Origin of the sequence: Nitrospira sp. (assembly GCA_030653545.1) — a bacterium.
In the GTDB taxonomy this organism is placed as follows: domain Bacteria; phylum Nitrospirota; class Nitrospiria; order Nitrospirales; family Nitrospiraceae; genus Nitrospira_D.
Window position 1 is genome coordinate 556,852 of record JAURZE010000022.1, and the last position, 22,229, is coordinate 579,080.

A 22,229-nucleotide genomic window follows, 5' to 3' on the forward strand; every position below is an offset into this window, starting at 1 on the left:
TCGGACCAGGGCACTGGGGCGGAGCGACCTCGCCAAGGAAAGTGAATCCCTTTTAATATGATGGTCTCTCATACGCCAGGCCGACTCTTCCCGATAGCCCGGAGTGGTGAATTTCAGAATCCCGGTGTATCTTGGAGCATCGACCTCCAGCCTAGAGGAACAGGATGTTCGGAAACAGCGCGGTCGTATTGCACAGGTCTCAGACAATCCCCGTACTCCGATGCCGATACGGGATCAGACTCCTGACGATCTGGCTCACGGCGATCCTCTCGACGACCGCGGGCGCGTGGGCACAGGATCCACGGCATGTGTCCCCGGAGCGCTTGGCGGAACAGGCCAAGGCCGTGTGGGAAAGCGGCGCCATTGTACCGGCACTCGATTTGATCGAAGAAGGGATTCATCACCACCCTCGGGCTCTCACGCTCTATAAATTGCGCGGGGACATCCTCGCCGCCGCCCGTGGCCCTCAGGAAGCGGTGCAGGCCTACGAAACCGCCCTCGCCCAACAACCGACCGCCCTGGATGTCCGCTGGGCTAAATGGAGTGTGTTGATGCGCTGGGGGCAGGCGGAGGAATCGCTGGCTGAGCTGCAGCGCATTGAAAACATCGACCCCCAGAATCCACTCGTGCATCTGCGCCTCGCTCAGGAACTCCGTAAGCTCGACCGCTTGGAAGACTCCCTGATGTCCTATCAGAAAGCCGTGGCGCTCGCGCCAGAGCTCCTTGGCTGGAGACTGGCGATGGCCCGGGCGCGGTTCGATATTCTGGACTATCGCGGGGCCGATGCCGACGTGCAATACGTCCTCAACAAAGTGCCCCCGGGCTCTCCGGTGGAACTCCCGGCCAAGAACCAACTCGCGCAGCATTACGAGTCGATGGAGCGGGGCCGCCGCTTTACCCCTGCGCTCACGCCGGATGCGACCGAGAAACAACTGAAAGAATGGGCCGCGATTCGCGCCGACGCCTGGAGGCTCTTCTCAGCCGGTCGCTATCAGGAAGCCGAGCCGATCTACCGGCGAATCATGACGCTCAACCCCAGAGACACGCTGGCCACCCATCAATTAGGACTGACCCTCATGCAGCTCGGGCGATGCAAAGAGGCACTGGCCATCTTCGGCAATGTACTCAACATGAATCCCAGCGAGGACGACTACGCCGATACGGTGTTTCGCATGGGAGTCTGCCTTGTGGAACTCGAGCAGTGGGAAGACGCGTTCGTCCATTTTCAAACGCTCTATGACACCGCCGTGGAGTTTGAACAAAACAACAACGATGTCCAACTGCCCGCCGGCACACGCGTGCTCGCGAAGGACAAACTGGCCCGGTGGCTCGACAAGATCCGTCCGCATGTCCCTGAATTAGCCCAGATGAAAGCAGCGGAAGCGGCGGCGGCTCCCGCCCCGCCCCGAGAAAAATCCCCGTCCACGGCGCTGGCGGAAGAAGCCCTGTTTGAAAAAGCTCTGGAACGGCTCACGCCGCAGAAGGCATTAGATCCGCAGGCCTCACTGATGGGCCGGGACGCTGATTTCAGCTGGTTTCGCTTTGTCATATCGGCCGGCAAGGTCATCCGTGACGATTTCCCGACCGGCGCGCACGAATTCATTCCGCTCAATCCGAATGACACCTTCCCCTCCACACAACCCGAGATCTACCTGGTGTTCGGGCTCGTATCGGCGTCGTACGATGCCATCCCGCTCTCCGCTCACTGTTTTCTGGAGATCGCTGAGGTCACCGGCAACGCGCCGCCCGTCGCACAAGACCAGGTCATGATGGCCATGAATGACCAGTCCGGCTACTTCCGCCTCCCGGCCCCTAAGACCGGCTGGACACCAGGGCTCTATCGCTGTGGATTATTCGCCGGTGAACGCACATCCGCCTATACACAAGCCGACGAGGTGCGCTTTCGAATCCTCCGGCCGACACCACCCAACTAGCACAGCAGCTCGCCGGCAGAACATCGCCGGTCGCAGAGCCTGCTACGCCGAGGCCGGTCTATTGCCGATTAGACAGCGCGCGGGAGCCCCCTACCAGCAGGAACCGGGAGGCGCGACGAGGTGAGGATCTATGGAATCGTTCGGCTTTGCTCATTGGAGAAGGGGCTTTCATTCCCGTTGGTATCGTAAGCCGACACCGCAAAGAAGTACGTCACACCCTTCGTCAGATTCGTCATCTGATAGGTCGTGGTAGACGCAGACAAGGTGGCAATCGGATTTCCGTAGGTCCCAGCAGTGGTCGATCGATAAATCTTGTACCCGGCCAGGTCCGATGCGGCGACCGGATCCCATTGAAACGTCAACGACGCCGTGGCGGCAGGAGCCTGCGCGGCCGGAGGCGCACTGTCGCTCCCTCCCCCGCCGGTACACCCACCAAAGACTGCCCCGACAGCCGCCACTATTACCAATCCCAATCCGAACGATGCTCGTACCACTGGCAGACTCCCTCGTTCTGTCGACTGCTGACGACCTCAATTTACCGCCTCGCCAAACAAGAGGCAAGGACAGTGCCGAGGGTGCCCACACTCAGCCGGGAAGAATTCCTCCCGGCATAGCGCACTTCTGCCAGCTAGTTGGGGAACATCCCCACCCGGCGATGTTCTCCCGGCTCCGTCATCACTGATTGTCCCGGCCACCAGCAGAGCCCTCTTTTGTACAGTGATCGCCCCGGCCTCCCCCCCGCTTCCCCGCAATTCCAAAGGCTTTAAATGGGAACTGACTCAATCCCATCAGGCATGTCCTTTGCGGTTTACCAGGTTGGTGCCTGACAGATCCCTGTATTGCATCGCATCGTCGATTAGGGCACCCTTCCCCTATCTCGTCGTTCCAAGAGGATCACGGTATGGCGCCCACACTGGTCCCCACACAAGTCCGTCGTCTGTGCGGACTTCTCTTGTCAGGCCTTCTCTTTTTCACCGCGGCGCTTGGAACAACTGGTCTCGCAGAAAGCGACGGATCGATTCCGGCTCTGGCCCCGACCCCGCTATTCACAACGGCCCCTCCGCAGCGGTCCGCACCGTTGGCCCAGGCAAGCACCCCGCGCAAAGCCAGGGGACGCTGGGTTCGGGATCAGCGTTCCGTCAACATCACCGCAGACGCGCTCCGTGCCCTCAATCCAATCAGTCCGGCACACCACACCGAATTCACGATCGACCTTTTTTCAGCCGGCACACAACTAGCCGATCTCAGCCCGGGAAACGACCCGCAACGAACGCTCCACCACCACACATGGACGGGACGGCTGACGCAGGATCGGGACAGCGATGTCACGCTTGTCATGAAGGGCGCGGCTGTCGCGGGAACGATCCGAAAGGGGCGCACAATCTATGAGATCAAGCCCAGCGCTGACGGCACTCATGATGTGACAGAAATCGACAGCGAGTTGCTTCCCAGCGACCACCATCCGGTCCCCGTGAGTCCTGACGAATCGGCAGCAGGAGATGTGGCTACCGGCCTGGCTGCGCCCATACTTCCCTTCGCCGCAGCCGCAGATAGCAGCACATTGATCGATGTCCTGGCGGTCTACACCACCACCGCGAAGAACGCGAATGGTGGACAAAACGGCATTGAAGCCCTGATTGCCCTCGGCATTTCTCTAGCGAACACCGCCTTCACCAACAGTCAGATCAACACCCAATTTCGACTCGTTCATACCGCCGAAATCGCGTATCCCGAATCCGGCAACTACAACACGGATTTGAGTCGCCTGCGAAATGCGACGGATGGATTCCTGGATGACGCGCATACGCTGCGGAACACCCACAAGGCGGATCTGGTCACGCTGATTGCAGACAACATCGGAGATGCCTGCGGAGTCGCCTACGTCATGAGTTCTGTCAGCCCCAGCTTTGCAAGTTCGGCGTTCAGTGTGGTCGAAGATGCCTGCATCTCCGGCTACACTCTCGCCCATGAGCTCGGCCACAATATGGGGTCTATGCATGATCGGGCCGAGGGAGGGACCGGCGCCTACCCCTACTCCTTCGGGCACAAAGAAGCAGGCAAGTTTCGGACGATCATGGCCTATCCCTGCAGTCCCTCCTGTCCGCGTATCAATCATTTCTCAAACCCCAATGTCAGCTATCAAGGAAGCTGGGTCACCGGCGTAGACCACAACACGAGCCCTGCCACCTCGGCGGACAACGCCAGAGCCTTTACCAATGCCTTGAGCACCGTGGCGAATTTCCGCAACAGCGGCGATACGACCGCTCCCCCGGCCCCCGCCAATTTCCGGATCATCAGCCCGTAGCCATATGAGAAGGAGTCTGCTTCGTGCGTAATCGAATCACCTGTCGCAGCCTTCTTCGTGTCGGACTGACGGCACTTCTCCTCTGCACCCTCGGCATGGCTCCCCGTCCTTCCTCCGAAACGCACCTGTGGGAATTGGTCTCTTCGCCCTCGTCTCCCGATCAACGCCAAACGCCCCGCCAACCCTGGATCATCCGGGAGCAGAAAATCCGCCTACACCAAACGATCCTGGATGCGCTCCGTGATCCCGCAGCTCCCGTTCCTTCAGGAATCATCCTTGATCTGACCAGCGAGACCAGTCATGAACTGGTCGTCGATTCAAAGACTCCGGGTGCGCTTTCAACCACAGTCATTCAAGGCCATGTACAGACAGCCGCCCCTTCCGACATCACCCTCGTCATCAAAGACAGGTCGATGGCCGGCACGATCCGCATGGACAGACGGGTGTTCAGGATCCAGTCCATAGGAGACGGCGAGCACATCCTCGTTGAACTCGACCCTGAGAAACTCCCGCCCGACTGAGGCCATTCCCTGATAGCAGGCAGAGCCAGAGGGCGCGGACTGCCCGCCTCAAGAATCGTTCATGACCGGCTGATGGAGGGGCTACGCTGCAACGAAGGGGTTGAGTCGGCCGCGGATCGTCCTGGCGAGAGTGTCATACTGCTCTGAGATCTTCAGAAAGTGGTGCCTTCGGATACCCTCACCGGCCCGCGCGGCCGCCTGGTCATACGTACGCGCGGCGCTCTCATACACCGACGCCAGAGACCAGCGAATCGGCGCCTGGCGCATCTGGCGCTTGGCGACAAACTCATGGAGCGGCTGCCGGGCCACCGTGTCCAGCAGTGCTTGCGCCCGATGCAAGCTGGTATGGGCCGCCATAACCGCCTCATATCCCTGCCGGGCGATGGCTTTCCGCTCGGCCGGATGCGCACGATAATAGTCGGTGATCTCGATGATGTGATCGACATTTCCCTTCTCATACAGCGCGCAATGCGTCCGGTCCTGGAACAAGTCGCTGAACCCGTTTCCTACACCCTCCGTCAGGAGCAATGCGCCGCAGGCCATGGCCTCGAACGTCCTAAAGTTCACGTCGTTCGCCACGGATTGATTCAAGACCATCATCGATCGGTTGAAGATCTCATCGTACGGCCCCGACTGCACGACAATCGGATACTGAGTCTGTAGGCGCTGGATCAGGTCGACGCGATCGGGATTTCTGGCGGCATCGAGTGTACCGATGAACGAGAGCGGAATCTCTCTGGCGAATCCAAGATCCCGGTCGTGAGCCCCCTGGCAGAACAGTGGCATCCAGGAGACATGCTGCCGGTCTCCGTCAAGCTGATAGGCCGGCACCCAGTCTTTCTGCGCAACCAGAATCACATCGAATGCCGCGGCGTAATGCATGTGCCAATTGGCATGGATGTGCGAATCGATTGCGTACCAAACCACCGGCACTGGAAGAGTCTCCAGTCCCAGCACCAACGGCTGAGTACTCTCGTCCCCCAGCACGATCAGGTCCGGATACCAATGGGCCGGCAGTTGCGTCAGCAGACTCCTGGCATCGAGAAGCGAGCGAGTGAGCGGAATGTCGGCAGTCCGATGGTATCCGGCCCATTTCACATCATGACCGAGCAGCCGGAACGATTCCTGAAAGTAGGCGTTTCCTAGATGAAGAATTCTCATGGTGACATGATCTGAATAGGTGCGGACACGTTCCGGCCACCCGTTTGATGACTGGCGCTCAGAGGTGAGGCCTCGGCACCTTCCTTCGCATCGTCACGAGTTGATACTTCTCAAATCGGCATGAACGGCCGCGAACTTAAGAAGCCCCTGCCGCCATTCGACTTATGTCGGATCAAAACAGGAGCACTGCCGGGCCTCCTCCCTTCTGTAATTTCATCGCGCATGCCATTAGGCCCCACGCTGAGCACCGAGCGCCTGCTGGTCCGGCAATTTCTGCCGACCGGCGCCAGGCCGGCGATCGGAACGCACCCGGGTCATGAGCCCTCTTGCCCTGCCTCGGTTAAGGCGACCGGCTTGCAGTCCCCCAGCTATCACTACGCCTGCCCCACTTTACTTCTACGCGCGCAATTCGATACCCTTGACCCAATACGCCATCCATCCCATACTCGCGTTGACATGCATCCGGATGGGAGTCATGCCAATCACAACGCCAACCTGCTCTGCCCCACATCTTGAGAAGGAGTCTGCCATGTCACGACGTCTGTCTACGGTGCTTGTCCTCGCAGGCCTGCTTGTGTCCACACCGCTGTGGGCCGTTCAACTCAGCCGGCCTCAGGTGGAATATTCCGCTGATTCGGTAATGCAAACCGAGGGGGGGACGATTGAGCAGCATATTTACGCCACTCCGACGAAGGAACGGCAGGAACTGCTGACCGCGGGGGGCGACGGGGTGGCCATGATCTTCCGGTACGATACCAAACTCATGTGGCAACTGATGCCCTCCGAGCACATGTACATGGAGCATTCTCTGGAGAAAGCCGCAGCCCAGAGCAAGGGGGAAGACCTCTCGAAGTGGGACTTTGAGGAAACCGTCGTCGGGGAAGAGGTGCTCGAAGGCGTGAAGGTGACGAAATACAAGACGGTCGCCACCAGCACCGACGGGAAAAAGTACGGCGGGTTCTCCTGGAGGACCAAAGAGGGCATCGCCGTCAAGCAGGATTTGCTCTACAAGGAAGGCAACGAGAAGCACCGGATGACGACGGAGTTGAAGAATCTCAAGATCGGCAAGCAGGATCCTAAATTGTTCGAGGTGCCCGAGGGCTTCACCAAATTCGACATGGCCGGCATGATGGGTGGCATGATGGGCCGGGAAAGCATGGGGATGCCTCAGGGGGAACGAGGCAGTGCCCGTCGTTCGCGCCCCGCAGTCGCTCCGCCGGCAGACGACGCGCCGGCCGCTCCGGAACGTGACCAGTCCACCGGAGTCGACGATATCAAAAAGGCCGGCGACATGATGAAGAAGCTGTTCGGGCGCTAGCGTGATGGTGGGCCGGCCGGCACGAAGACTCCTCCTCTTCGCCGGCCTCTTTGGCTGGGTCATCCTCAGCACTGTCGCCGATTGTCTTACTGAAACCGTGGACATTCCTCCGCAGCCGCCTGTTCAGGCGGCTGCGCTCCACCTTATCGAACTGAAATCCGGCCGCGTGTTGTTCACGAAGAACGCCACCCAGCCGCTCCCTCCCGCCAGCCTGACGAAGATCATGACGGCGGTCGTGGCGCTAAACGGCGCGTCGCTCTACGATGACGTTCGAATCGATGCCCGCGCCGTGCATTACCGCTCGTCTCTGAAGCTCCGCCGAGGAGAGCGGTTTCTGCTCCGCGATCTACTGGCTGCCATGCTCGTCACCAGCGCCAACGATGCCTGCCAGGCGATCGCCTGGCATATCGGAGGGACGCCGGCTCGCTTCGTCGAGAGAATGAATGCGCACGCCAAAGCGTTGGGACTGACCCGTACTCATTTCACTAACCCTTGTGGTTTCGATGCGCCCGGCCACGTTTCCACCGCGGAAGATCTGACCACACTCACCGAGGCGGCCCTGCAGATCCCTGAGTTCTCCATGATGGTGCGAACCGTCGAACGCGAGATCGCGACCGTAGACGGAAGCCGCCGCATTCATCTCTACAGTACCAATCAACTGCTGCTCGATCCCGACGTCACCGGCGTAAAAACCGGTTATACAAGCAAGGCCGGTCGCTGTCTCATCGCCAGCATGTTCAAAGACGGCCATCAATTGCTGCTCGTGGGATTGAATGTCAAAGATCGCTGGGAACAGGCCCCTCGCCTACTGCGGTACGGTCAAGCGGTGATGCGAACGGGGCAGGAATAAGACGCTCGGTTACTGCCGGTCGACCCGGCGGAGATAGGCATCGCGAAGATTTTGCTGGGCGAGCGCATAGTTTGGATCAAGCCTGACGGCGATGCGGAATTCTTCGATGGCCGGGTCCCACTCGCCACGCAGGGAGAGGGCGTATCCAAGATTATTATGCGGTCTGGCCTTGCGCGGCGATTTCGCAACTGAGTCGGACCACAGCAGGACCGGGTCGCGATAGAGGGCATTCCGCTGTACGGTTGCCGCACAGAGTGTCGCCACGGCGGCGAGTCCGATTGCGACTGCACTGATGTGAACCAGGCTGGGCCGTGTTAGCGCGGTCGAGAGTCGATGGATGAGGAATGTGCCCAACACGGTGGCGGCCAGCAGCAAGCCGAACGACGCCAGATAGAGATTGCGCTCGCTCAAGAGATCGTTACGTGGAATGAGGCCGGTCGGAAGCATTTGCAGGACGAACCACGCAACGCCGAAGGAGAAGAGCGGCAGTCGCTGCCGGGCGATGAAGGTGGCAAGGGCTGCGGCTCCCCACAGCAGCACTTCGAGCGGGAGCGGCCATTCCAGGAGCGAGTGGAACAGCGGTAGATCATGGTCGAAGTTCAACTGCCAAGGACATATGAAGAGCAGCAATGCATAGCTGGCGGCGTGGAGTTCACTCAAGGCATTCTCCCAGAGGGGGCGTATATTCAGGCTGAACTGAGCCAAATCAGCATAACGCGGATGATGCCAGGCCAGAACGCCAGCAGCCAGGACGCCAAACCAGAAGGGCAGATGATCGGATATAATCGCGGCGCGCAGCTCCGCTCCCCTGAGCCGGCGCACCACCACGTCCCACAACAGCAGCGCCAGCGGAAAGGTAACGGCCGGCTCCTTCGATGCGACGGACAGAATGAAGCAGAGCAGTGCGCCAACCCGATAGCGCCGCCGAATGAGATGACCACTTGTCTCCTCCGACGCTTTGATGTAGAGGAAGAGCGCCAGCAGATACCAGAAGGCCATGAGACCGGACGCGCGGCCTGAAATGTAGGTGACGGTTTCCGTCTGGATCGGGTGGGTTAGAAACAGCAGTGCGGTCCACACCGGAACCAGCCTGGTCTCCTCCGTAACGGTCCGCGCGAGAATCCGGTACACAAGGGCCCCGGATCCCAGATGCAGGAGCAGATTCAGCACATGATACCCGGCGGGAGACGTCTCGAAGAGGCGGCGATCCACAAAATATGTTGCATACAACACGGGCCGAACCATATGGTCGAGATGACTGACAAAAATCTCCCAGCGGTCGAGATGCGGATTGGCAAGAATGGTCGGGCGGTCGTCGAAGTGAAAGTCTCCTGAGAACGCCGTAACATAGGTCAGACCGGCGACCAGCAGGATAGAAAACAGCAGTTTGCCTTGGAGATGCGTCGAGCAGTTCACGGTGGCGGCAAGCGTACTCTTTTGCCGCGCCTGAGTACACAGAGAGGAGTGACACGCATGTGGCGTCAAACATTCAACAGATGGGTCACATCAAGACTATCTTCCAGCGTTCAGCCGTCGGCCAGGGATCGGCCGACGGGTCGGATCATGGCCGTCGGCCTGCTGAGCGTCACGCTGCTTCTGACCCTGCTCAATGCCCCGGCAGGCGCAGCCGGCCCCTGTACATGCAAAGATCTCGACAAAATCAAAGAAAACCTTGATAGAGCCGCCACTTCAGAAGAAATCTGGAAATACATCTTCGCATGGGCCAGAGAAACCTACCGGGATGTTGACCTTCCCAAAACCAATGACGATCTAAACCAGAAGTTTGTCCAATTGAAGAACGCCCCTGCATCCAAATGGTACGACCTCATCAAGGAAGGGCCGGTCAAAGAGAAGAAAAGCCTGAGGAAAGTCGCCGGACTCAGTGAAAAGGGCGAGCCTGTCGTGGACGAGGATTTTCAGAGCAGTAACTGCGATGACATTATCGAGGCGGAAAAAGAGCACGAACGGAAACATAAAGATTTCTACCTGAGCTTCCCCCAGGTCTTCGACGTGCTGATGACCTCGCGGCTGCAGCGGTTGCGCGCAGAATCAGAGGTCGAATCCTATCGGGCACAGAAAACCTTCCTGGAGAAGAAATACGCGGATCTCAAGCTAAAATGCCTTCCCAAAGAAGACCCCAGCATCAAGCAGCAGTTGCAGAACGACGTGGCCCAGCGAGAACGGCTGAACCAGGCGGAAAACCGAATCCGCATGCTCGGAGGGGGGCCGACGGGAAAATGATACGGCATATCGAATTCACGCACGTGTCAGGAGGCCACACCATGAAGACTTCGTGGGGATCCATGGCGGCACTGAGTGCCGCGCTCATGTTCGGCAGTATCGGACTCGTCCCGCCGCCGGTTCAGGCGGCCGCTCCCGCTCCGTCACCCAAAGATGAAGCTGTCAGAAAATATGTCGACGGCTGTCAGGGCAAACCGGCGAAGGAAGCGGACTGCGAGAAGCTCAGAAAAACCGCCGTCGAAATTCTGAAAGAGGACTTGCTGACGCTGGGATCGTCGGCGAATCACGGCTTTCTGCTCAGTATTCTCCCGGTCTTCAAAATCGAGGAGGCCGAGTTGCGCGTGGCTGCAGCCGATGCCATCGGCATGATCGGCCCCCAGGACAGCGACGCGGAGCTTCTCGCCCCGCTCGCCAATGATCCGGTCCCGGAAGTCCGGAAAGCTGTGTCACAGATGCTCTCCCACGGTAAAGGAAGCGAGCTCAGACTGCTGTCCCAGCGCACCATGACCTGGGCTGGAGGACACACCCCGGAGACCCCGGCGGACCCCGGAAAATATTCGCTTCCGGTCGCTCCGGAGAGCACGTATCTCTATTACGCCAGTGCCGCCGCGCATGGCCAAGTGTCGTACATGACCAGAAAAGCCATGGAGCCGACAATGGCGTTCTTCAAGGGCAAGTCAAAACGAGGCCCGTTGAAACTTGAGGAATTCAATACGCTCTACCGGTACCAATTGAGCGATGAGCAGGAAGCCCGCGAGAGAATCTGGAAACAAACCAGCGATGAAAACAGTAAGCAGATAGAAGCTCTGCAAAAAGACACATCGAATCAGCAGGCCGCATTCGAAAAAATCATGCAACTCCAGGCCGAGGTTCTGAATCAACGCCTGGTGGAGCAGAGCAATCAGTTTCGACCGGACCTGTTCGCGTCCCCCACTATATTCGTGCTGGAGGAACGCCAGATTGGCCAACGGAGCTACCCGACACGGTATGTTGTGCTCTACCAAGACAAGGCACTCAAGTCGACCGGATACCGGTTATCATGGATGACCGTGCCGGACGAGACAATCAAAACAGTTCAAGTTGCCTCGCTGGCACGCGAAAGAGAGGAAGAGGCCCGTAAGAAAGAACACGAAGCCAATCGGAAACGCGCAGAAGAACTCCAAAGCTTGCAGAAGAAAAAAGACGAGGCGGAGAAAAAGAAATTCAAGAAGGGCCAGGACGATCTCGAAAAGGCGCTGGGGTTCTAATCGCAGGACTCCGCTCCAGTAGACGATGGAGTCCCCATCTCGCCGCATAACCTCGGCGCCTCCATCGATTGACCAGCATGAGGCAGGGAAACAACCCTCAGGGTGGTTCCCTTCTCTCAACTCAACAGGTCCATCACGCCATGCCGGAGCCCCCTTCTTTCAAGACCGCGCGGCTGCTCCTCCGGCCGTTTCAACTCTCGGACGCTCCCGACATAGAGCGGCTCGCGGGGGCCAAAGAAGTTGCCGCCGGCACATTTCTTCCGCACCCCTACGAAAACGGCATGGCCGAACAATGGATCGCGGATCGGAAACGAGCCCATGAGGACGGCACCGCCGTCAGCTTCGCCATCACCCTTGCGGACAATGCGACCGTCATCGGATCGATCAGCCTGGATATTGTCCAGATCCACCGGCACGCGCGGCTCGGCTACTGGCTCGGCGTTCCCTACTGGAATCAGGGCTACTGTACCGAGGCCGTGCGCGCGGTCCTTCGCTACGGCTTTATGCAACTGAATCTGCACCGCATCTACAGCCCGCATTTCGAGGGCAACGCTGCCTCAGGGCGAGTGCTACAGAAAGTGGGGATGACCTACGAAGGGCGCATGCGAGAACACTACGTCCGGTTCGACCGGTTCGTCGACCTCGAACTCTACGGCATGCTCCAGCGGGAATTCACTGACAGAACCTGAGAGTAACAATCCCGTCGAAATGATCCTGCTAGTAAAACGTGTAGACCAACAGCCCATTGACCTGAATCCGCATATAGATGCTGGCGATCTGCGTGTAGTCCGCCATCACCTTGAAGAGCCAAGGCTTGGAAATATGTTTCGTATAGGCCATGTGCGCATCGCCTCCGACGCGGAACACGGCTGACTTCGTCGCCTCGTCGATATATTGGAGAGCGGGACCGGCGGCAAAATAGAGCTCGTCCTTGTTCTCCATACTATACGTCGTCGCCAGCCTGGGAATCTGATTGATAAACACCTGCGGACTGAAGTACCCCCCTGCGAACGGCTCCCGCTGGCTCGGCTGTAATCCTCCCTGATTCTCCCCGTAGTGAGTGAGATAGAAAAGATACTCGCCGGCGATTTCCCAGTTGTCCTGCTGCCAGAGCGGCAACGATAACTTGGTATCTACCCCCACCTGATCGTTCGACTTCACCTGTTCCGCCGTCACCCATCCGACAAAGGGCGTCACGGTCACATGCAACGCGGCCACGTCGAACGCCACTTCACTATAGAACTGCGTCGACCGCGCCAAGCCCACCAGCTGGCCGGCACTGCGCGACCCGGCCAAGGCCGCGAACGAATCGTACCGGAACTCCCGCTTGACCCCGGGACGAATGGAAAATGATTGTCCATCGTAGGCATATTCGAACTTATAGGCCATCCCGTCGCCGCGCGGCGCGCCATGATATTCCAGCACCGCATCGAATCGATTCGACGGATTGAACCGCACTTGACTGCCCAGGGAGAGATAGGCGCCGGAGCGATTCTCCGACGAGTTCCAGAAATGCTCGGCCCCGACCTCCACTTTGGTCGTCGTAAACGGCGTGATATCGAATTTTCCGCGTGTGCCCATCTGGAACCCGTACAACTCATAGGGCTTCTCCGGCTGAACCAGCACCCCCATCACCCCTTCGACGGCCGGCTCCCGTCCCTTCGACATGTCCTGACGGAGCGCCGTCAGATCGCCCGATTCGTGCTTCGTCTGCTGCCGCGCCAGATTCGCGTGATACAAGGCCAGATCATTCTGTCCCAGCCAGGCATAGGCTTTGGCCAGACCCCGGTGGGCCTCGGCATTGCGCGGCTGCGTCTCTAACACCTTGCCGTACTGCGCCACGGCTTCCTGACTGGTGTCTTTATGCCTGGCTAGATGCGTCGCATACCGGAGCCGCATCGCCGGATCGTTTGTTCGCTTCAAGCCCATCCGGTAATACTTCAGCATGTCTTTCTCGCGATAGGCGTAGCGCGACCATTCCAACGCCCGCGCTTGGGCAAACGCGATGTCGGCATCATCGTCCCAACGGGCAAGATACCGGTCAAATTGTTCGATGGCCTTGTCCTTCAGCCCCTGTTTTTCGTAGGCAACGCCCAGGCTCCGCATGGCTTCACGGTTGCCCGGATCACGCTCGACGACTTTTTCGAAGGCTTCGATCGCCGCCTTGTAGTTTTCAATCTCCAGATTCGAACGCCCCCGAGACATATACCAGGACTCCACAAAATCATCGGCCCCCGCGGGAACCGTCGCCCAGCACAAGATGAACAGGAGCACACTCAAGGCACACAACCGGCGACACCACATGCCTGACACCTTTCTATTGCTGGGAGATCGAATTATCGGACACATTTGCAGGCCGTATTCCGGCCCGCCAGATCCAGAGCCATCGTCGTCGAACATACAGGGGCTCATACCGCCCCCTCTCCTCACCCATCAACCAAGGGCCAGCGGACTCAGCGGGTCGCCCGAACAGCAGCACCCCCATGCCACGGGAGGAACGATCGCGCAGGAGCCCCCACTGCCTGGTGTGACCGATCTGGATCCGCACGGGAACCAGACACCGACGACGGGGAATCCGTCGCCGCCTGGTGACCGGCGCCTTCAATGACCGGCAAAAGCCCGCAAACAAATGACCGGCCATCAGCAACGGACTGCGCACACGCGCGTCGTGCGCCCGCTCCCAGGTCGCCGGATCGCCGAACAGATTTATCACAAGCCACTGCCGCTGCGCTGCCTGCAGATCCAGAAACTCCGCCCCGCAACGAATCCGCTTTCCGGGCAGAATCTCGTGATACAGCACCCGCGCCCGGCAGGTCATCGGCGTCCGTCCCTGCAGCGTGACGTCAAACGCTTCCGGAATCGGATCTGCGGAGGTCGTGAGAAACGAGAGCCCCGACAGACTCAGGTCATCCGTAACCGCCTGGCACTGAAACCCCTGAGCCTCCACCCCACAGTCGAACTGCCGGCCGACTCGCTCTTCCCCCCGCCGCTGCGGTCGCTCCCACGCCATGCTCAATCCGATGAGCAGCGTCACCAGATTCACCCCGGCCCAACTGAGGTTGAAGAAGTAGGCGTCCTTTTCGATTCCGAAAAACCAGAATTCCCACAGACCCTTGGCGATCGCCCCCATGGTGATCACCGTGGCCGCCAACAGACTCAACGACGACCGCCAATCGAATGTCCGGTGTGCCGACGTCAACCCCTTCGGCGTCACCTTGAACCCCAGCCGCTTCGGGAGAAACAGATCGAACATGGACCGAAACAGCGGGAACGCGACCGTCGCCTCATAGCTCGACGACCAAAGCAACCGCGGCCATCCCGGCAGCATCACCGAAGACAGCAACGGCAACATCAACATAAACGGCAACACATAGGCGACCAGGATCGACACATCGGACAAGATCGGGTGGAGATGAAACAAGAGAAAATAGAGCGGCGTAATCCAGAATACGACGCGGGCCAGGGGAAAGAGGAAATAATATAGGGAGGCGAAATAGCCCACCCGATGCCGCAGAGACAGCCCCCGGCAGAAGAGCGGGTTGTCCTTCAGGAAGATCTGCAGGCACCCCAGCATCCAGCGCCGGCGCTGCACGATATACGACGAGAGATTCTCCGCCGTCAGCCCCACCGCCAGATCTTTATCGACGAAGGCGGATTTCCATCCCTTGGCATGCAGATGCTGGCTGGTATGGATATCCTCGGTAATGCTCATCAGATTGAAGCCGTTCACCTCCTGAATCGCGGTCCGCCGGAACACAGCCCCGCTGCCGACGAAGAACGCTCCCCCCCAATGATGCCGCCCTCCCTGAATGGCATGATTGAAGAGATCCTGCTCATTGGGAATCCGGACTCCGGTACCGAGGGCGCGCTGGAAAATGTCCTGATTGTAGAAATGGTGCGGCGTCTGCACGAATCCCATGCGCGGGTCGGCAAAATACGGCACCGTCTCGGCTAGAAACGTCGAGACCGGGATATGATCGGTATCAAACACTACGATCAATTCGCCGTCCGTCTGAGTCAGGGCCTGGTTCAAATTGCCCGCCTTGGCATGTCGCCTCGGTCCTTGGAAATAGGTCGCCCCATACCGTTCCGCGAGAGCGCGCACTTCGTCACGATGGCTATCGTCCAGGACAAAGATCCGCTTCTTCCCATATGCAATCGCTTCGGCGCCGATCAAAGTCTTCTCAAGAATCTCGCAGGACTCGGAATAGATCGGAATCAAGATATCGACCGACGGTTGGAAGTCTGTCGCGACCGGAGGTGCGCTGGCTGCGGCTGATTTCCGGCCCACCCCGACTTGTACGAGCAGGAGGGCCACCGTCGAAAAGGCATAGAGTTCGGCACACCAGAGAGACAGGCTGATGAACGGCCCGCCGGCCTCGACCCAATTCAGAGTCTCGTGCGCGCGCCAGTCGAGATACCGCACACAGAGCGCAAATCCGCAGACCAGAAACGCCACCTTCAAAACCCAGTGCCATCGCGCCAGGAGAAAGAGGACCAGCGTGACCAGCACTAGCTCCCAGGCGAAATGCGCGGAGAATCCCGCCACATCAAACGGGCGCAAGAACGCGAAGTACTCGTCGTATCGCCGTACGTGATCCAGTTCGACGGCCCGATCGAACCACAGCCAGTTATGCAGATAATACGGCGTGCTCTTGCCGGCCAACGCATTGGCATGGAGCAGCGGGAGCTTCAGCTCGGACAACCGGCTGGCCAGTTCCGGCAGGTCCTGAGAGGCCAGCGCATGCACCGTCGCATACAACGGCAGCCCTTCCAGCGTCGAACGAGGCTCGCCCGAAACCGTGTAGCGATCCACGAACTTTCCGCGCGCCTTCCACTCCACCCAAAAGAAGCCCAGCATCTTCTCACGCAGCCCCGCTTCTGAACGGCCGAACCACTTGGCATCCAGCGCGACGCGCCAAAAAAGCGGGAACGCATCGTAGCTAAACTCCGCCGCCGGTCCGGCCTTGGGATGCGTCATGACCAACCGGCCGGACAACTTGTCGAGATAAATGAGTTCGGGCGGAAGCGAAACCTGTCGTTCATCGTAGAGCCAATGTAAAACGGCGTAGGAACTCTCAATGAGCTTCCGCCAGTCGCGCTTGCGATCGACGGAGGCGAAGACTTCATAGGCATAGGGCGCGAGGTAGGCCACGTGGATCGTCGGATAGGCTTCATGCACCGCCCAGTTTCCCGCCGTGACATAGGAACCGGTGCTCAGATGCAGCACCTCCAGGTCCCAGATGGAAGCTAGAATCGCGAGGGCCTCCTGCTCATACCGGGGAATATCGAACCGGCGCGACGCGAGAATAAGAGCCAGCGCAATATCCGTGTCGGCATCGGTCGCGGCATCCAAGGACAGCACCTTGCCCTTCCACTTCCAGGCAAAGAGCTTATCCGGTCGTACCTGAAGATACGCTTGCGTCCAGCGCCACACCTCGTCAAACGTGCGGCGATCGTTCGACCAGACCGCCCGCAACATCGCATAGCCCTGGCCTTCGGACGTCGTGACGCCCTGTTCATCCAGGCTGATCACGCGCCCGTCGCGGATGTAGGCCTGCCGATAGAAGCTCCAGAGGGCGGACAGCTCGTCCTGTTGCCGGATCAACCGGTCGCTGGACGTGGTCGAGGGCTTTGCATCGGCCATGAGCCCGAACGGGGATAGCAGACAGCACAGACAGAGCAAGACGATCTTGGTGAACCGATGGCAGAGCATATGTCAGATTGAATCAACCTCGGCAAAGGAAGGCGCGACAAGCCTTTTCAGCCGTCCAAGGTTGTCGTCAATGTACGGTGCTGACCGGGCGGAAGGCAACTGCGGGAAAAGGTGAAAAATACATCTGCCGCTGGACGAATGGGATGGATCAGGACTCGATCCGGTGGCGGATCGTGTAGCGGCCGGAAAAGTGCTCCCCGGGAGCCAGCCGTTTCAAACCCCATTCAGGATGGTTGAAGGCATCCGACGCGCAGGTCATCGGCTCGATGGCGAACGCGCGGCGCGGCGCATCGGAGATGGCATCGCCGGTATACACCACAATCGCGGAGAAGGAACGGTCCATCGTCACCTCGATGACCCGGCCGTTTCCGGCATGACGGAGCGCCGCCGTCGCCATCCCCTCGGCGTCACGATCGAGCTGCACATAGCAGTGATTGAATTTCTTCGAACCGATCCGCCGATAGTCGCGGCAGTCCCACTCCGTACCTGCTGCGGGGAGAATCGATCCCGTCGGGGTGAGCTGGTCATTGAACTCCAGAAAGCCCGCGCCGGGGATTCTCGCCTCGGCTTCGTCAATCACTCCAGTGCCAACCGTGAAATAGGGATGAAAGCCAATCCCGACCGGCGCCGGTCGCGTCCCGGCATTCTGCACATCGAAGGAGCAGGACAATCCCTTGTCGTCCAAGCCATAGGTCACTTGAATCGCGAGTGAAAACGGATAGCCCTTGCGGCCATATTGCTCGGCCTCCAGGCGAACAGCCAACACCACGCGGCTCCCCTCGGCACGAACCACCTGCCACGGCAGCGTCCGGACGAAACCGTGAATCGCATTCGGACCTTCTTTATCGTTCCGTTCCAGCTGAAACACTTCACCGTCGAACGAATAGCGGCCCTCGGCGACGCGGCCGGGAAACGGAATCAAGACATCCCCCTGCCCGCCCTTCTTCTGGCTGCCGCCAGAATAGCCCCAGACGATATCGACCTCGTGGCCTCCGGCCTCGACCAGAAAATACCGGCGTAAGGACGCCCCCCAGGGCGCAACCACCGCCCGCTGGTTGCCGAAGGAAAGGGTGATCTCTGTATCGACCGTCGTGAGGTTCGTCATAGGACCGGAGTATACCATCGAGAATGGGCGGCTCCTACCGGCATTCGATCTTCAGGCAGCAACTCCGGCGCGGCGGGAAATCCTATTCCTTTTAGGGTCGAGGACAGGCAAGATGCGTCCGACAACCAATGCGCCGGCCAGGCCGAGAACCGGAAGACAATCCCCATGTGGCTTGTGTATATCGTCGAATGTGCCGATAAGAGTCTCTATACCGGGATCACCAGCGATCTGGAGAAGCGGATGTCCGCGCATGCCGCCGGGAAGGGCGCCAAATACACCAAACCGCGCAGGCCGTTGATCCTTCGCTATACGGAGACCGTGGATTCAAAAGGCGCCGCGTTGCGCCGGGAAGCAGCGATCAAAGCGCTGGACCGGGCAGGCAAACTGACGCTCATCGAGACAGGCACGCGACAAGCAGTGAGCCGGACATGATCCAAACCGCTCCCTAGGTGGCCCCCCTCACCGCCGTTAGGCTCTAGCTGTATCGCGTCTGCCATGGCATAGTGCGTGACTGACTTTACCGAGGAGCCCGTACATGGCGTACTTACTGTCCCTGGCCAAGATCGTCCAATCGCTGCTGGAGCCGGGATCCGTGGTGCCGGCGCGCCTCCGGGATCGCATGGATGAAGACACGGCCCAAGCAGTGGAGCGGGCCCTGCGCGCCCTCTCGGAAGTGGCGATGCAACAGCATCATCAGGCGCGGGCCTCAGGCACCTACGCGGCCATCCAGGAAGAGCAGGACACCCTCCTCGCCGAGATCGCGATTCACACACGAGCCGTCAGGTCAGACCTCACCCTCACGCCCCAGGAAGCCGTCCGCCGGATTCTGTTGATTGTAGGATTTGCCCGAACTGTTCTGGATAATGATCTGCAGCTTGAAGAGCAGCTGGGTCCCGGCGTCGGCGCCTTTTTTGAGAAATTGGACCGGGCAGAATTCAAAGACGTGACCGGCGCTTAAATTAAAATAGAGAGTCCCCGAGGTGCGCCACTGCAAATAGCTGCGTGATTTCTCTCGGGAAAACCGGTATCCTTTCCGACCGACGCTGGCACTGTCTTCCAGCCGGCACAAGGAAGGGAATCCATGAGCTCGACACCCGGTCTCAGCACCACAAAACAGTTCCGCAGCCTCCTCCTGTCCGACCAGCTGGAATTCATCTGCGAAGCCCACAATGGCCTGAGCGCCAAGATCGTCCAGGAAGCCGGCTTCAAAGGCATCTGGGCCAGCGGTCTGTCGATCTCAGCCCAATTCGGCGTGCGCGACAATAACGAAGCCAGCTGGACGCAGGTGCTCGAAACCCTCGAGTTCATGTCCGACGCGACCACGATTCCGATTCTCCTCGACGGCGACACCGGCTACGGCAACTTCAACAATATGCAGCGGCTCGTCCGCAAGCTGGAGCAGCGCAAAATCGCCGCGGTCTGCATCGAAGACAAACTTTTCCCCAAAACGAATAGCTTCATCAAAGGCGACGCCCAACCCATGGCGGACATGCATGAGTTCTGCGGCAAGATCAAAGCCGGCAAAGACGCCCAGAGCGACCCGAACTTTTCCATCATCGCCCGGGTCGAAGCCTTCATCTGCGGCTGGGGGCTCGCCGAAGCGCTGCGCCGCGCCGAAGCCTATCGCCAGGCCGGTGCCGACGGCATCCTCATCCACAGCGCCCTGGCGGTGCCCGATGAAATCCTGGCGTTCAAGCAGGAATGGGGCAATCGCTGCCCGGTCGTGATCGTCCCGACGAAATACTACGCCACGCCGACCGATGTGTTTCGCCAGCACAACTTCTCGATAGTGATCTGGGCCAACCATCTGCTGCGCAGCTCCGTCACGGCGATGCAGAAGACGGCGCGCACGTTGAAGGAACAGGAACATCTCTTGTCCATCGAAGATAAAGTCGCGCCGGTGTCGGAAATTTTCCGGCTGCAAAACGCCGCGGAACTGCAGGAAGCGGAAGACCGCTATCTGCCCAAAGGCGCCGAAGATACCTGCGCCATCGTCCTGGCCGCCTCGCGCGGCAGCGAATTGGGCGAACTCACCGAGCACCAGCCCAAGACGATGGTCAAAGTCCAGGGCGCGCCCATCCTCGCCCGCATCGTCGACGCCTACAATGCCGTCGGCGTGAAAGATATCGTCGTCGTCCGAGGCTATAAAAAGGAGACCGTCAATCTGCCCAATCTGACCTACGTCGACAACGACGAGTATGCCGACACCGGCGAACTGGTCTCTCTCCTCAAGGCCCTGCAGTCGCGCAAAGGCCGCGCTCAACAGACCCTCATTTCTTACGGCGACGTGCTGTTTAACAAGTACATTCCCCAGTCCCTCTGCCAGGAGTCCGACGACTGCGTGATCTTCCTCGACAGCAACTGGCGGGAGGAGACCAGCTATGCCCGGCTCGGCGGATTTGCCGAATGCACCATCCCCAATTCGCGTCGCGCCTTCAACGCCAAGGTCTATCTCAAGCAACTGGGCAATGAAATTCCCGAAGCCACCACCCACGGCGTCTGGATGGGCTTCCTCAAAGTCTCGCCGGCCGCCGCCACACTCATCACCACCGTCATTACCGAACTGCTCGCACGCCCCGGCAACCGCAAAGCCACGATTCCCCAACTGATTCAGGAACTTCTCACGCGTCAGCAACCCATCCGGGTCCTCTACACCGTCGGCCACTGGCTCGACATCAATAGTCTGGAAGATGTGGTACAGGCAGGGGAGTTTTAGGCGGGCTTTGCCACTCAACGGCGTTACAGTCCACTCTGCATAAGAGCGGCCTTCTCCAAAAGAAGACCAGCTGCAATCGTATGCTCTATCGTCCTAATACCCACAGCACTCCTGCCTGCCTGCCTTCTCTCATGTTCCATGACCCCACGATCTCCGGGCTCATTATCGCGAAAGATACAGGACCGGATCATTTTGAATACACCTTCACCTCTTCTCTAACAGGATATTCGGCATAAGCTGATCAATTGCTGGCAATTCATGCCGGAGCCCTGGCGGCACAAAACTCGCTCTCTGTAGAGACCAGAAGAGAACCACACACATCGTAGCGATCTCAGCGCAGCACCTCACCCCTTCGTGGAACCGCGGCGAATCGCGCCGACCGGTTCCCGAAGAAACCAAGGAGGTTTCTATGACATCCTCCAGCAAGTTGCTCAGGGCAGTCCTCGTGTCAGCATTCGGATTGGGCATCGTCGGCTTTCCTGGGCCGAGTCCTGCCGCGACGGGAGAAGCAGCCGTGAGCCTGCCCATCGAAGTCGTGGCGGACTATGTCCATGCGGTGATTGAAGCAGACCGTGAAGTGTACACCAAGCATGTCGTTGAACGAATGCAGACCAAAGGCGTGGTCGTGGCCTCGGAGAACTGGGAGCAGAAGAACACGCTGCCTCTCCCGGCTCAATTCCTGATGGAGTCGGGCCGTACCATGGCAAAGAAAGGGGTCGGCATACAATATCGACTCATCAGCCTCTGGCCGATTAATAAGCACAACGCCGCTTCCAGCGAATTCGAGAAGACCGGCTTAGGCACTGTGCTCACCCATCCGACCAAGCCCTATACCGGATTTGTGAAGGAAGGAGGAGCCCGGTACTTCCAGGCCGTCTATCCGGATCTCGCCATAACTCAGGCCTGCATCGGTTGCCATAACGCCCATCCTGACAGCCCGAAACGGGACTTCAAGATCAACGATGTCATGGGGGCCATCGTGATCAGCATTCCCGTGAAATAGACCGGTGCGCGCAGGATTCCTCCCTCGCAATACCGAACCATCTTGCGGCCTCAGGATCGGACCGCAAGATGGTTCGAGACTCACCCGGCCAGGAAGCGCAGCGGAAGCCTTC

18 protein-coding genes are annotated in these 22,229 nt (G+C 59.2%); 12 read left to right on the forward strand and 6 right to left on the reverse strand.

Translation table 11 applies throughout. The features are described from left to right. The first annotated feature begins 164 nt into the window (after positions 1-164). A complete protein-coding gene (locus tag Q7U39_09500) occupies positions 165-1,934 on the forward strand; it encodes a tetratricopeptide repeat protein (protein ID MDO9118180.1) in 1,770 nt (589 codons plus the stop codon). Positions 1,935-2,062: 128 nt separating this feature from the next. On the opposite strand, the gene Q7U39_09505 is transcribed toward Q7U39_09500, so the two are convergent. Then, positions 2,063-2,428: a fibronectin type III domain-containing protein gene (locus tag Q7U39_09505; protein MDO9118181.1), complete on the reverse strand. Its 366-nt coding sequence runs from the start codon at positions 2,426-2,428 to the stop codon at positions 2,063-2,065. Positions 2,429-2,835: 407 nt separating this feature from the next. On the opposite strand from Q7U39_09505, the gene Q7U39_09510 reads away from it, so the two are divergent. Beyond that, a complete protein-coding gene (locus Q7U39_09510; protein ID MDO9118182.1) occupies positions 2,836-4,239 on the forward strand; it encodes a M12 family metallo-peptidase in 1,404 nt (467 codons plus the stop codon). A gap of 23 nt (positions 4,240-4,262) precedes the next feature. Further along, positions 4,263-4,760, forward strand: coding sequence for a hypothetical protein (locus Q7U39_09515; protein MDO9118183.1), 498 nt, complete (start codon positions 4,263-4,265; stop codon positions 4,758-4,760). A gap of 81 nt (positions 4,761-4,841) precedes the next feature. Here Q7U39_09515 and Q7U39_09520 read toward each other — a convergent pair whose 3' ends face one another. Continuing rightward, positions 4,842-5,921 (reverse strand): glycosyltransferase, encoded by a 1,080-nt coding sequence (locus tag Q7U39_09520; GenBank protein MDO9118184.1) that lies wholly within the window; start codon positions 5,919-5,921, stop codon positions 4,842-4,844. 529 nt (positions 5,922-6,450) lie between these two features. On the opposite strand from Q7U39_09520, the gene Q7U39_09525 reads away from it, so the two are divergent. Further along, complete coding sequence (locus Q7U39_09525; protein MDO9118185.1) at positions 6,451-7,239, forward strand: DUF4412 domain-containing protein; 789 nt, start codon at positions 6,451-6,453, stop codon at positions 7,237-7,239. Positions 7,240-7,243: 4 nt separating this feature from the next. Beyond that, the gene (locus tag Q7U39_09530; GenBank protein MDO9118186.1) at positions 7,244-8,089 is read left to right on the forward strand and encodes a D-alanyl-D-alanine carboxypeptidase family protein; all 846 of its coding nucleotides are present in this window, start codon (positions 7,244-7,246) and stop codon (positions 8,087-8,089) included. Between the two features lie 9 nt (positions 8,090-8,098). On the opposite strand, the gene Q7U39_09535 is transcribed toward Q7U39_09530, so the two are convergent. Further along, on the reverse strand, positions 8,099-9,505 hold the full coding sequence (locus tag Q7U39_09535) for a hypothetical protein (protein MDO9118187.1): 1,407 nt from the start codon (positions 9,503-9,505) through the stop codon (positions 8,099-8,101). A 57-nt stretch (positions 9,506-9,562) separates the two neighbouring features. Here Q7U39_09535 and Q7U39_09540 point away from each other — a divergent pair, with 57 nt between their 5' ends. From Q7U39_09540 to Q7U39_09550, 3 genes are all read left to right on the forward strand, one after another. Beyond that, positions 9,563-10,330: a hypothetical protein gene (locus Q7U39_09540; GenBank protein MDO9118188.1), complete on the forward strand. Its 768-nt coding sequence runs from the start codon at positions 9,563-9,565 to the stop codon at positions 10,328-10,330. Between the two features lie 41 nt (positions 10,331-10,371). Then, positions 10,372-11,577: a HEAT repeat domain-containing protein gene (locus tag Q7U39_09545; GenBank protein ID MDO9118189.1), complete on the forward strand. Its 1,206-nt coding sequence runs from the start codon at positions 10,372-10,374 to the stop codon at positions 11,575-11,577. Between the two features lie 140 nt (positions 11,578-11,717). Further along, the gene (locus Q7U39_09550) at positions 11,718-12,266 is read left to right on the forward strand and encodes a GNAT family N-acetyltransferase (GenBank protein ID MDO9118190.1); all 549 of its coding nucleotides are present in this window, start codon (positions 11,718-11,720) and stop codon (positions 12,264-12,266) included. A 28-nt stretch (positions 12,267-12,294) separates the two neighbouring features. Here Q7U39_09550 and Q7U39_09555 read toward each other — a convergent pair whose 3' ends face one another. From Q7U39_09555 to Q7U39_09565, 3 genes are all read right to left on the reverse strand, one after another. Then, on the reverse strand, positions 12,295-13,881 hold the full coding sequence (locus tag Q7U39_09555; protein MDO9118191.1) for a tetratricopeptide repeat protein: 1,587 nt from the start codon (positions 13,879-13,881) through the stop codon (positions 12,295-12,297). 13 nt (positions 13,882-13,894) lie between these two features. After that, the gene (locus Q7U39_09560) at positions 13,895-17,293 is read right to left on the reverse strand and encodes a glycosyl hydrolase family 8 (GenBank protein ID MDO9118192.1); all 3,399 of its coding nucleotides are present in this window, start codon (positions 17,291-17,293) and stop codon (positions 13,895-13,897) included. Between the two features lie 148 nt (positions 17,294-17,441). Further along, positions 17,442-18,416 carry a hypothetical protein gene (locus Q7U39_09565; GenBank protein MDO9118193.1) on the reverse strand — a complete coding sequence of 325 codons (975 nt, stop codon included), beginning with the start codon at positions 18,414-18,416 and terminating at the stop codon, positions 17,442-17,444. A 147-nt stretch (positions 18,417-18,563) separates the two neighbouring features. Between Q7U39_09565 and Q7U39_09570 the strand changes: the two genes are divergently transcribed. The 4 genes from Q7U39_09570 (at position 18,564) to Q7U39_09585 (ending at position 22,117) form a co-directional block, all read left to right on the forward strand. Next, positions 18,564-18,830 carry a GIY-YIG nuclease family protein gene (locus tag Q7U39_09570; protein MDO9118194.1) on the forward strand — a complete coding sequence of 89 codons (267 nt, stop codon included), beginning with the start codon at positions 18,564-18,566 and terminating at the stop codon, positions 18,828-18,830. A gap of 103 nt (positions 18,831-18,933) precedes the next feature. Continuing rightward, positions 18,934-19,356, forward strand: a complete 423-nt coding sequence (locus Q7U39_09575; GenBank protein ID MDO9118195.1) for a hypothetical protein — start codon at positions 18,934-18,936, stop codon at positions 19,354-19,356. 123 nt (positions 19,357-19,479) lie between these two features. Further along, positions 19,480-21,114, forward strand: a complete 1,635-nt coding sequence (gene aepX / locus Q7U39_09580) for a phosphoenolpyruvate mutase (protein ID MDO9118196.1) — start codon at positions 19,480-19,482, stop codon at positions 21,112-21,114. A 409-nt stretch (positions 21,115-21,523) separates the two neighbouring features. Then, complete coding sequence (locus Q7U39_09585; protein ID MDO9118197.1) at positions 21,524-22,117, forward strand: DUF3365 domain-containing protein; 594 nt, start codon at positions 21,524-21,526, stop codon at positions 22,115-22,117. The last annotated feature ends 112 nt before the right edge of the window (positions 22,118-22,229 follow it).

Excerpts from the sequence above, each read along its gene's own strand:
- Q7U39_09500 (MDO9118180.1), top strand. The coding sequence starts at position 165 with ATGTTCGGAAACAGCGCGGTCGTATTGCACAGGTCTCAGACAATCCCC.
- Q7U39_09510 (MDO9118182.1), top strand. The coding sequence starts at position 2,836 with ATGGCGCCCACACTGGTCCCCACACAAGTCCGTCGTCTGTGCGGACTT.
- Q7U39_09520 (MDO9118184.1), bottom strand. The coding sequence starts at position 5,921 with ATGAGAATTCTTCATCTAGGAAACGCCTACTTTCAGGAATCGTTCCGG.
- Q7U39_09525 (MDO9118185.1), top strand. The coding sequence starts at position 6,451 with ATGTCACGACGTCTGTCTACGGTGCTTGTCCTCGCAGGCCTGCTTGTG.
- Q7U39_09530 (MDO9118186.1), top strand. The coding sequence starts at position 7,244 with ATGGTGGGCCGGCCGGCACGAAGACTCCTCCTCTTCGCCGGCCTCTTT.
- Q7U39_09540 (MDO9118188.1), top strand. The coding sequence starts at position 9,563 with ATGTGGCGTCAAACATTCAACAGATGGGTCACATCAAGACTATCTTCC.
- Q7U39_09545 (MDO9118189.1), top strand. The coding sequence starts at position 10,372 with ATGAAGACTTCGTGGGGATCCATGGCGGCACTGAGTGCCGCGCTCATG.
- Q7U39_09550 (MDO9118190.1), top strand. The coding sequence starts at position 11,718 with ATGCCGGAGCCCCCTTCTTTCAAGACCGCGCGGCTGCTCCTCCGGCCG.
- Q7U39_09555 (MDO9118191.1), bottom strand. The coding sequence starts at position 13,881 with ATGTGGTGTCGCCGGTTGTGTGCCTTGAGTGTGCTCCTGTTCATCTTG.
- Q7U39_09560 (MDO9118192.1), bottom strand. The coding sequence starts at position 17,293 with ATGCTCTGCCATCGGTTCACCAAGATCGTCTTGCTCTGTCTGTGCTGT.
- Q7U39_09565 (MDO9118193.1), bottom strand. The coding sequence starts at position 18,416 with ATGGTATACTCCGGTCCTATGACGAACCTCACGACGGTCGATACAGAG.
- Q7U39_09570 (MDO9118194.1), top strand. The coding sequence starts at position 18,564 with ATGTGGCTTGTGTATATCGTCGAATGTGCCGATAAGAGTCTCTATACC.
- Q7U39_09575 (MDO9118195.1), top strand. The coding sequence starts at position 18,934 with ATGGCGTACTTACTGTCCCTGGCCAAGATCGTCCAATCGCTGCTGGAG.
- aepX (MDO9118196.1), top strand. The coding sequence starts at position 19,480 with ATGAGCTCGACACCCGGTCTCAGCACCACAAAACAGTTCCGCAGCCTC.
- Q7U39_09585 (MDO9118197.1), top strand. The coding sequence starts at position 21,524 with ATGACATCCTCCAGCAAGTTGCTCAGGGCAGTCCTCGTGTCAGCATTC.